The sequence below is a fragment of the Mesorhizobium sp. M7D.F.Ca.US.004.01.2.1 genome (assembly GCF_003997785.1).
GTDB lineage: Bacteria > Pseudomonadota > Alphaproteobacteria > Rhizobiales > Rhizobiaceae > Mesorhizobium > Mesorhizobium loti.
On record NZ_RZRQ01000719.1, the window covers coordinates 1 to 777 of the forward strand.

The following is a 777-nucleotide window of genomic DNA, read 5'->3' on the forward strand; positions in this document are numbered from 1 at the left end:
GCCCTCGAGATAGGAGACGTAAGCCCCCTCCTCGGCGATGATCAGCGTGCGTTCGAACTGGCCGGTGTTCTTCTCGTTCATGCGGAAATAGGTCGACAGTTCCATCGGGCAGCGCACGCCCTTGGGCACGAAGACGAAGGAGCCGTCGGTGAACACCGCCGAATTCAGCGTCGCGTAGTAATTGTCGGAGGTCGGCACGACCGAACCGAGATACTTCTTCACCAGCTCCGGATGCTCACGGATGGCTTCCGAGATCGAGCAGAAGATGACGCCGGCCTGCGCCAGCTCCTTCTTGAAGGTGGTGACGACCGAGACGGAATCGAACACGGCGTCGACGGCGACGCGGCCCGACTTGTAGACATTGTCGCTGACTTCCTCGAGTTCGGAGGCGTCGGTCTTCTGTACGCCGGCGAGGATTTCCTGCTCCCGCAGCGGAATACCCAGCTTCTCATAGACCTTCAGCAGTTCGGGATCGACATCGCTGAGCGACGTCGGGCCGGGCGTGCTCTTCGGCGCTGCGTAGAAGTAGATGTCCTGGAAATCGATCTTCGGATAGTGGACGCGCGCCCAGGTCGGCTCGTCCAGCGTCAGCCAGCGGCGATACGCTTCCAGGCGCCATTCCAGCATCCAGGACGGTTCGTCCTTCTTGGCCGAAATGAAACGGATGATGTCTTCGCTCAGCCCCTTGGGGGCCTTATCAACAGCGATTTCGGTCTGGAATCCGTATTTGTATTGGTCGACGTCGATCTTTCGGACCCGATCGATCGTGTCCTGCAC

1 pseudogene is annotated in these 777 nt (G+C 59.8%); it reads right to left on the reverse strand.

Annotated features, from left to right (window positions below):
- A pseudogene (locus EN993_RS36415) lies at positions 1–777 on the reverse strand (Fe-S cluster assembly protein SufB); the annotation flags it as partial.